This is a genomic window from Corynebacterium sp. HMSC05D08, assembly GCF_001807215.1.
Taxonomy (GTDB): domain Bacteria; phylum Actinomycetota; class Actinomycetes; order Mycobacteriales; family Mycobacteriaceae; genus Corynebacterium; species Corynebacterium striatum.
Genome location: NZ_KV788294.1, coordinates 90,486 through 98,941, shown reverse-complemented (window position 1 = coordinate 98,941; position 8,456 = coordinate 90,486). Strand labels below are relative to the sequence as shown.

The 8,456-nt window shown below is 61.3% G+C and carries 8 protein-coding genes; 6 read left to right on the top strand and 2 right to left on the bottom strand.

Annotated elements, in window-relative coordinates; all coding sequences use genetic code 11:
• Positions 1-612: 612 nt before the first annotated feature.
• The 4 genes from HMPREF3148_RS13020 to HMPREF3148_RS02005 all read left to right on the top strand — a co-directional run bounded on the left by HMPREF3148_RS13020 (position 613) and on the right by HMPREF3148_RS02005 (position 4,031).
• A complete protein-coding gene (locus HMPREF3148_RS13020; RefSeq protein ID WP_236081487.1) occupies positions 613-834 on the top strand; it encodes a hypothetical protein in 222 nt (73 codons plus the stop codon).
• Between the two features lie 100 nt (positions 835-934).
• Entirely contained in the window at positions 935-1,954 is a 1,020-nt protein-coding gene (gene trpS / locus HMPREF3148_RS02015; protein ID WP_049147302.1) for a tryptophan--tRNA ligase, read from the top strand.
• A gap of 89 nt (positions 1,955-2,043) precedes the next feature.
• Positions 2,044-3,126, top strand: coding sequence for a YhjD/YihY/BrkB family envelope integrity protein (locus HMPREF3148_RS02010; RefSeq protein WP_049147304.1), 1,083 nt, complete (start codon positions 2,044-2,046; stop codon positions 3,124-3,126).
• A 50-nt stretch (positions 3,127-3,176) separates the two neighbouring features.
• On the top strand, positions 3,177-4,031 hold the full coding sequence (locus HMPREF3148_RS02005) for an RDD family protein (RefSeq protein WP_049147306.1): 855 nt from the start codon (positions 3,177-3,179) through the stop codon (positions 4,029-4,031).
• On the opposite strand, the gene HMPREF3148_RS02000 is transcribed toward HMPREF3148_RS02005, so the two are convergent.
• On the bottom strand, positions 4,000-5,259 hold the full coding sequence (locus HMPREF3148_RS02000; protein ID WP_049147308.1) for a D-alanyl-D-alanine carboxypeptidase family protein: 1,260 nt from the start codon (positions 5,257-5,259) through the stop codon (positions 4,000-4,002). The two genes, HMPREF3148_RS02005 and HMPREF3148_RS02000, sit on opposite strands and share 32 nt — an antisense overlap.
• A gap of 39 nt (positions 5,260-5,298) precedes the next feature.
• Between HMPREF3148_RS02000 and HMPREF3148_RS01995 the strand changes: the two genes are divergently transcribed.
• Both HMPREF3148_RS01995 and HMPREF3148_RS01990 read left to right on the top strand, forming a co-directional pair.
• Positions 5,299-6,204 carry an amidohydrolase family protein gene (locus HMPREF3148_RS01995; RefSeq protein WP_306496866.1) on the top strand — a complete coding sequence of 302 codons (906 nt, stop codon included), beginning with the start codon at positions 5,299-5,301 and terminating at the stop codon, positions 6,202-6,204.
• Positions 6,205-7,215: an alpha/beta hydrolase gene (locus HMPREF3148_RS01990; protein ID WP_070508607.1), complete on the top strand. Its 1,011-nt coding sequence runs from the start codon at positions 6,205-6,207 to the stop codon at positions 7,213-7,215.
• Here HMPREF3148_RS01990 and HMPREF3148_RS01985 read toward each other — a convergent pair.
• Positions 7,212-8,450 (bottom strand): hypothetical protein, encoded by a 1,239-nt coding sequence (locus HMPREF3148_RS01985; protein ID WP_049147314.1) that lies wholly within the window; start codon positions 8,448-8,450, stop codon positions 7,212-7,214. The genes HMPREF3148_RS01990 and HMPREF3148_RS01985 overlap by 4 nt on opposite strands.
• Positions 8,451-8,456: the final 6 nt, after the last annotated feature.

Sequence of the window (8,456 nt, the reverse complement as noted above, 5' to 3'; positions counted from 1 at the left end):
TACTCAAACGGAACAAAACCTGGGGCACTTCATACGGATTTTTTCCAACGCAGCCATTTCGCTTGTCAGGCGCCCGGCGTTGTTGTTATGGACGTCGACTTCAGCTTGCTTGCTTTCAGAGAGTTTACGGTAGTCGCCTGAATCGTCGAGGACGATAGCGTCACGTTCGATGCCGACGACTCCCAGCTACACACCAACGTCGATGACATTCCTAATTTCCTACCTCAGTGTTGCGGCAGACGACTAAGGTCGTTGTGCTCGTACAGTGGGGACCCGGGAATTGCCTTTGATCCATGTCGCGGCGCGAGGATCAATGAAACTCGCCACCATGTGGATGGCGTTGTCAACGGCGTTGAGATGTGCGACTTCACGGGGGATATTGCGTTGGTGGACGATTGATTCGTGGTGAGAGCACCTGTTTCTCATGTTGTAGACAATGACTACAAGATCTTCGAACTGTTGTCTGCTGGTGGGCTTTTTCTTCAAGGCCTTCTGGACCTGGCCCCCGTTAGGTAGACACCTGATATCCAGCCCGGTTGGGTTGGGAAGAAAGGTAATCTACCATCATGTCCAGGTACTCCGAACAGTTCAGACGCGATGCTGTGGCTCTCTATGAGAACGACTGCTTGGTTGCTGTGGCATTCCGGCCGCATGGCGGACATTCAGCTCGCTGCCCTGATTGGTGAGCCCGAGGCATGGGAGCGCTTTGACATCGCGCTGCCGGATTCAATGGGCTATGGGCAGATCCCGGAGGAGGCGCGGGCGACTATTGCGCCACGCTTTCCGACGCTGCTCTCGACGACATCGTCGACACCAACTGGACTCCGCACGTGAGTAGGGGAGTGCGCTTGGTTTCCATCATCGATGATGCCGTGCAGCACCTTGGCGCAGCCAACCACTTGGCAGGCGTGCCACGAGGGTAGACTAGTCAACCATGACTGAGCAGAACATCTCCCGCGTACTTTCCGGTATTCAACCCACGGCAGATTCCTACCACCTGGGAAACTACTTGGGAGCGCTCAAGCAGTGGATTGATCTGCAGAACGATTATGACGCGTTTTACTTCATCCCGGACCTGCACGCCATCACCGTGGAGCAGAACCCAGAGGAGCTGCGCAACCGTACCGTTGCTGGTGCCGCACAGCTCATCGCACTGGGCATTGACCCTGAGAAGTCCACGCTGTTCGTGCAGTCCCACGTCCCGGCCCACACTGAGTTGACCTGGGTCCTGCAGTGCCTGACCGGCTTTGGTGAGGCCTCCCGCATGACGCAGTTCAAGGACAAGTCCGCTAAACAGGGTACTGACCGCACCACTGTTGGTCTGTTTACTTACCCGATGCTCATGGCGGCGGATATCCTCTTGTACTCCCCGCATTACGTGCCGGTGGGTGAGGACCAGCGTCAGCACTTGGAGCTGACCCGCAACCTCGCGGAGCGTTTCAACAATAAGTACGGCGAGACGTTCCGCGTTCCGGAGCCGTTCATTCCGGAGGACTCGGCCAAGATTTATGACCTGCAGGAGCCGACTGCCAAGATGTCGAAGTCGGGCGCCAACCCGAAGGGCATCATCAACCTGCTCGATGAGCCGAAGACCTCGGCCAAGCGCATCAAGTCCGCTGTGACCGATGACCTTGGTGTGGTGGCTTTCGACCGCGAGACACAGCCGGGCGTGTCCAACCTTTTGGCCATCCAGTCCGCGCTGACGGGTGAGAAGATCGACGACGTTGTGGCCAAGTACGAGGGCAAGGGCTACGGCCACCTGAAGGTGGACACCGCCGATGCTCTGGAGGCCTTCACCGCGCCGCTCAAGGCACGCTATGACGAGCTCATGGCTGACCGCGGTGAGCTGGAGCGACTGCTTGCGCAGGGCGCTGAGCGAGCTTCTGAGGTTGCGGAACCGCTCGTGGAAAAGGTCTACAAGGCGGTTGGTTTCCTCCCCCGCCTGCGTAAGTAATCTGCACGGTGGTGCGTAGTCACGCTAACCTGGGTAGTCCGAACTTATTAGTGACTTATTAGTGAAATTTTGTAAAGGACCGACTGCCCGTGGCTACCTCCACTCAGACAGATCAATCAAAAACGGACGATTACGGCATCGAGCGCGCACACGCCGATGATCCGGGTCCTGTGGACAAGGTGAGAGAGAGATCCCCCTTCGTTGACCACATCATGCGCATGCTGGGGCGCTATGGCGAGCAGGGCGGCAACCAGTTTTCCGCCGGCATTACCTACTTCTCAGTGCTGGCAATCTTCCCACTGTTTATGCTTGCGGTCGCCGGTGCGGCCACGGTTTTGGCCACCCGCCCGGACCTCATGCAGCAAGTGCAGGACCAGATCGCGAACTCCGTGTCCGGCGACTTGGGCGACACCCTCAATGAGCTCCTTGAGACCGCCATCGCCCAGCGCGGCGCTATGTACGGCATCGGTGGTTTGACCACCCTGTGGTCCGGCCTGGGCTGGATGAATAACCTGCGCATCGGCATCTCCGCGATGTGGGATAAGGACCCAAACGAGACCCAGGGCAACTTCTTTACGCAGAAGCTCAGCGACCTGCTGGCCCTCATCGGCCTGCTGGTGGCGCTGCTCATCGCCTTCGGTGTGACCGCTGCGGGTTCCTCTGGACTAACTCAGAAGGTCTTCGAGTGGGTCGGCATTGAGTCCTTCCCTGGGATGGATGCAGTGCTGGTCTTGGCCGGCATCGTGATCGGCTTGGTGGCCAACTTCCTGGTGTTCTGGTGGATGATTGTCTTCCTGCCGCGCACCGACGTGCCGACCAAGTCAGGACTGAAGGGCGCAGCTATCGGCGCGGTGGCCTTCGAGGCCATCAAGCAGCTGTCCACCGTTATCATGTCCTCAGCTTCGGGCAACCCGGCCGGTGCGGTATTCGGTCCAGTCATCGTGCTTATGGTCGTGATGTACCTAATCTGGCGCGTTGTTCTGTACGTCTCCGCGTGGACTGCAACCACCGAGGAATCCATGGAGCTTGCTGAGCCGCCAGTGCCGGAGCCGGCCGTCATCCGCGTGCGCAACGAGGTCAAATCTGGCCCGTCCACCGGTGTGACCTTGGGCGCGGGCGCCGTACTTGGTGCAGCCGCCGCGGGCGTTGCTGCGCTGCTGCGCCGTAAGTAGCATTCCCCGTAGTTCAAATAGTTTCCGATCCCTGACTTAGACTGCTTGCCATGACCCCAGATTCCTTTGCCCCAGACCTGTATGAGCACTTCGACCTTGACCGCCGCAGCACCTCCCGTGAGCTGGGAATTTTATTGGCGGCGAAGGATGCACGTCTGGAGCAGATGGGGTTTGAAATCGGCGATGATCGCCGTCAGGAAGCGCAGATTGCGCACACCATTTTGTCTTCGCCAGAGATTCGTGCGACTTATGATCAGGGACTCGAGGATCAGCTGCGCCCAACGTGGCCGCAGCTGAGCGAGCTAGCGGCTTATGGGGAGTGGCCCTTCAATGTTCAGCACAGCTTCCAGCAGCCCAATCAGCAGCAGTACGGATTCGCACCGACTGCACAGGCCAAGCAGTCACCGTTCGATCCCTTCGCACAGCCCAACCAAGCCTCTGTGCCAGCGCCGCTGGCAAGCCCTTATACCCCGGCAGCCTCCGCGCAGGAGCGCCCTTTGGCCAGCACCCGCGCCATCATGGCTATCGCGGACATCTTCGTCTGCAGCATCATCAGCTCGCCGGTGCTGGCTTTCGCCACCGATACCTCGACTTTTTCTGCCTCGTTTTTGATGGGGCTGTGTGCCATTCTCTATTGCGTAGGCTTCGAGGTGGTTCTCGGCGGAACCCCAGTGAAGAAACTTATGGGCTACGAGGTTCGCGATTCCACCACGGGCGAAAAACTCAGCTGGGTTCAGTCGCTGAAGCGTCAGTGGTGGCGCGCCATCACCATCGTTCCGGGTCTGGGCAGTGTGGTGAGCTTCTTCGCCGCTATCTTCTACGCCACCTCTATCAAGCAGGAAAACGGCCTACTTGGCGCGCATGACAAGCTTGCTAACGCCGAAGTAGTGAAAAAGCAGCGCTAACGATAACTAGCAGGGCCACAATTGCGGCCACGGCCCAGCCAGCCCAGCCTTCGATTCCCTCGAGGGCTGATTTTTTATGGGCAGATGCGCTTGGCGACGTCGTCGGTGCAGGCTCTTTTGTCTTCGTCGCGGTAGAGGTGTTGCTAGTGGGGGCGGCGGCGTCGGAAAGCGTGCCCACTCCCTCGCCTGGCTTTACCTTGTAGGCTTCGTCTAGCAGCATCTGTGCCTGCTGCCAGGCGCGGAAGCCGTGCTCGACGGTGGTGTCGAGGATGACTGCCTGAAGGCGGCGGCCGCCGCGGTCGAGTGCGCCGACGAACGTGTGGTGGGCGTCCTCGGTGTAGCCGGTCTTGCCGCCGATGCCGTCTGGATCGTTGAGGAAGAGGCCGTTATCGTTCCACAGCTCGTAACCGGGCAGCTCGCCCCAGCCGGGGAACTCGACGTGTTCTGTGTCCACGATGCGGGCAAAGGTCTTGTTGCGGAATGCAGCGCGGTAAATGATGGAGATATCTTCCGCGGACGTGGACATGCCTGCGGAGTCGAGGCCAGAGTAGCTGGCGGCGCGGGTGGAGCGGGTGCCGAGCTTCTTCGCGAGGGCGTTGACCTTCTTGGACGCTTCCTCGTCGCCGCCAAGCTGGCCCGCAAGGGCGTGTGCGGCGTCGTTGCCGGATGCCATGAGCAGGCCCTGTAGGAGCTGCTCGACGGTGTATTCGCCGTCCGGGCCGATGCCCACGGCGGAGCCTTCGATGGAGGCGTCCTTCATGGTGGCCTTGACCTTCTTGTCGAGCGGAACCTCGTCGATGACCACGAGCGCCAGCAACGCCTTGATGATTGATGCTGGGCGGTAGCGGCCGTTGGGGTCCTTCATCGCGATGATTTCGCCGGTGTCGATGTCGCTGACCATCCACGCGGAGGCGACGACGTCCTTGTTGACCTCAAAGCCATGGGGCGCGGTGACGCCGCAGCTTTCAGATGACTCCACGGCGGGCAGCGGCGTCGGCGTGGGCTGGCCGGGGGCGAGGCGCTCGGAGGTGGACACCGGTTCGGCGGGCCTGAGTGCGTGGGGGCAGTTATCGGTATTGGGCGCTTCCCTACGGATGGAGGAAGACTCTGCCTCCGCGCTCATTTCTGCGGCGTCGCCCGGCGTGGGCTCGGTGTCCTGAGCCAATGCAAGCGGGGTGCTGGCAACGAGGCAGGCCGAGGCGAGGGCAGTAGCGATGAAGTTTTTCATAACATGACACATCTTAAGCCCGTGCCTAGGATGTTCCTTATGCATGACGCACCATTAATTAGCCCAGAAAACAAAGATTCCGTGCCGGAGCTGGTGGCACAGCTGCCCAAGGTCGAGCTCGACGCGGTCTTTGCGCCGCAGCAGGTACCGGCAGATAGCGCTGCCCTGACCGCAGCGATGACCCAGGCGGTGGAGGAGTTGGCCTCTGCAAACGTGGTGTATGCCGAGATTCGCTTCGACCCGCAGGCCTTCGACTTTGGGGCAGAGACTGCCCTCGAGGCAGCCATCGCGGGCCTGGAGGTACCGGGAATTGATGCCCGGCTCCTGCTCACCAGCGCGCCACAGGCAGCCAGCGCCCGCAAGGGCTCTAGGGTCGTGGGCTTTGTGCTCGAGGGCGAGACCGAGCCACACGTAGTGGCTGATCTGCGCGTGAATTTTGTGCCCTTCGTTGTGGACGTGCGAGACCTCGAGTTCGAGGCCGTGGCCGCGGCGGTGCAAGCAGGTGCCACCCGCTTGGCGCACGCGACGCAGCTTCCCGACGACTTCACCGCCGACCTCGATGGCATCCAGCCGGGCACGGTCTCCGCATGGATTCGTGACCGCCACCTGGCTGCTACCTTCGAGCCTTTGTCCTTCGAGGAGATCAGCGATCACCCGCTGCCCCTTCTGCAGCAGCTCGGTTTTACCTGCGCGGTCACAGCAGGTAGCGCTAGCGAGGGCAACCTCAACGTGGTGTTCTTGGCGCTGAACGAGCACTTTGGCTACGGACTCGAAGAGTTCTTCGACCTCACTGTGAAGGCACTGGAGAACTCCTTCAGCACGGAGGAGGAGCGCCAGCACCTGATCGAGACCGTCATCTTGCCGGCTTATGAGGAGTTCTCTGACCCAGAGATGGCCGGGCCGGATACCGAGGAGTCACTGGCTGAGGAAGCAGAGGAGAACTAAATGCGTGCCTGGCGAACCGGAATCGGCTTTGCCATCGGTTTGGCAGCGGGGTGTGCCTATTACGCGTGGAACCGCCACAAAGTCATGAAGGAGGTTTCGCCGGAGCTGCGCCATCCTGCGCTGTACCTGCCCATGCATCTCCTTCCGGACGGAGGATTCGTGGCAATCAGCAAGCTCATTGCTAACCACGACTACATCCGTGCCGTGGAGCGCGACGTCGACGTCCGCGTAATCCATGGCGAGTTCGAAGGGCAGAAGTTCAGCGCCCGTCTGCTGGCCCCGCGCAACCAAAAGCCGGGCGCGCCAGCGCTGCTGTGGACGCACGGCGGTGGCCACCTCATCGGTAGCCCGGGGTTCTACGATCCGCAGAACTCTCGCATCGCGGACGAGCTGGGGGCGGTGGTGTTGGCTCCGAGCTACCGCAAGTCCACCGCGGCACCTTTCCCGGCCGACCATGACGAGTGCTATGCCGCCCTGCGGTGGCTGCAAGAGCATGCGGAAGAGGTGGGCGTCGACAAGCAGCGCATCGCAGTGGCCGGGGACAGTGCGGGCGGTGGGCTGGCGGCGGGCGTCGTCCAGCGCGCACTCGATGAGGGCCACCCCGTGGTGTTCCAGGGACTCGTGTACCCGATGATTGACCACCGCACCCTGCGCGCACAGTCCGGCAGGGGAGAGTTCATTTGGACGCCGAACTCCAACCGTGGCGCATGGTCGAAGTACCTGGGCGCGGACCATCTGGAGGAGGAGATTGCGCCATATGCTTCGCCGGCGACCCGTGCGGATTTGCGGGGGCTGCCGCCGACGTGGATCGGCGTGGGCTCGTTGGATTTGTTCTATGACGAAGCAAAAGCCCACGCGGACGCCCTGCAGGAAGCGGGCGTGCCGGTGGACGTTCAGGTTTATGAGGGCGCGTACCACGGCTTCGACCACATTCGGCCGAAAGCCCGGGCTTCGCGGGCACTTGTTGACGACCTCATCGCCGCCCTTCGCCGCACCCTGGAGGCTCTTTAGAAGCGGGAGAAGCGCTTGATGAGCATCTCCTCCAGGCCCTTCCATGCCTCGGCGTGGTGGTTATAAGGCTTGGAGGGGATGTAGCCAGCGTGCTCGGTGGAGCCCAGCATATAGCCCAGGTAGTCCTGGAAGCGGGGGTTTTCCAGCATGTAGGAGTTGATGGAGTCGTCGCCAGCCCAGTCTGCGGCGTCGGCACACACCTCGTAGCAGCGGCCCATCTGGTCAGCATCGACGGCCTCCGGGCCCTTCTCGATATCGCGCACGATGCCGTTGAAGGTGTACTGGTTGTCTGGGTGAACGCTGGCCTTCAGCTCGCCGGCGTTAGCTGCTGAGACGAGCTCTTCCCAGGTGGAAACGCGGGCGAGATCGTGGTCGTCATTTTCCATGATCCAGCGCACGAGCGTCTTCAGGGAGTTGAAGGTGTAAATCTCGCCCCACTTGCCCAAGAAGACAGGCTTGCCATCGAGGTAGGTGCGCAGGGTGTACACGGACTTCATGTCCGCGGTGATCTTTACTGGGTCGATGCCAGCAGTGGCCCACGGGGAGTTGTCATAAGGGTCGGCGGCAGCGGACGCAGCCTTGCGCTCTTCCTCGGCCTCCTTGCGGGCCTTTTCGGCAGCCGCGGTGGCGGCGGCGATGCGCTCTTCGGCATCCTTGACCTGCGCGGAATCGAACTCGGAGGAGTCGACGACCTTGACCTGCTTGTCGAGGTCCTCAATGACGCCCTTCCAGTTCGCCAGGACCACGCGGCCCACGCCGGACCACTCGCTCATGCCTTGGTCCCCGGCGTAGTGGCTGGCGCCGCGGGTGACGTTGCGCAGGATGGAGTGAGACGCGAAGAAGATTACGGTGTGCTGCGCGCCGGCGACGTTGGCGAGCGCCTCGGCGATCCCCAGGTTGCGGGCAACAGCGGTGACGTTCTCGTGGCTCGGGCGGCCCGCCAGATGGGAAGGCATGCCGACGAGGTCGAAGTGATCCTTTTTTGCTGGCGTGATGCGATCCTCGCCTTGGGCGCGGAAATCGGCCCACTTGGGGTGGTCGACCAAGTCGTGGTGCTTACCGGACTCTAAGAAGCACAGCATTTCTGCTGCGGAGTTGAAAGCGAGGACGGATTCTTCGTCGCCCAAGAATGCCTGCCACTCGGAGCCATTCTGACGCCACTTTGGTGCCCACAGGGTGTAAAAATCGCCCTCGGTCAAGGAGAGCTGGACTGGAATGATTGCGCGGGTGCTCATGGGTAG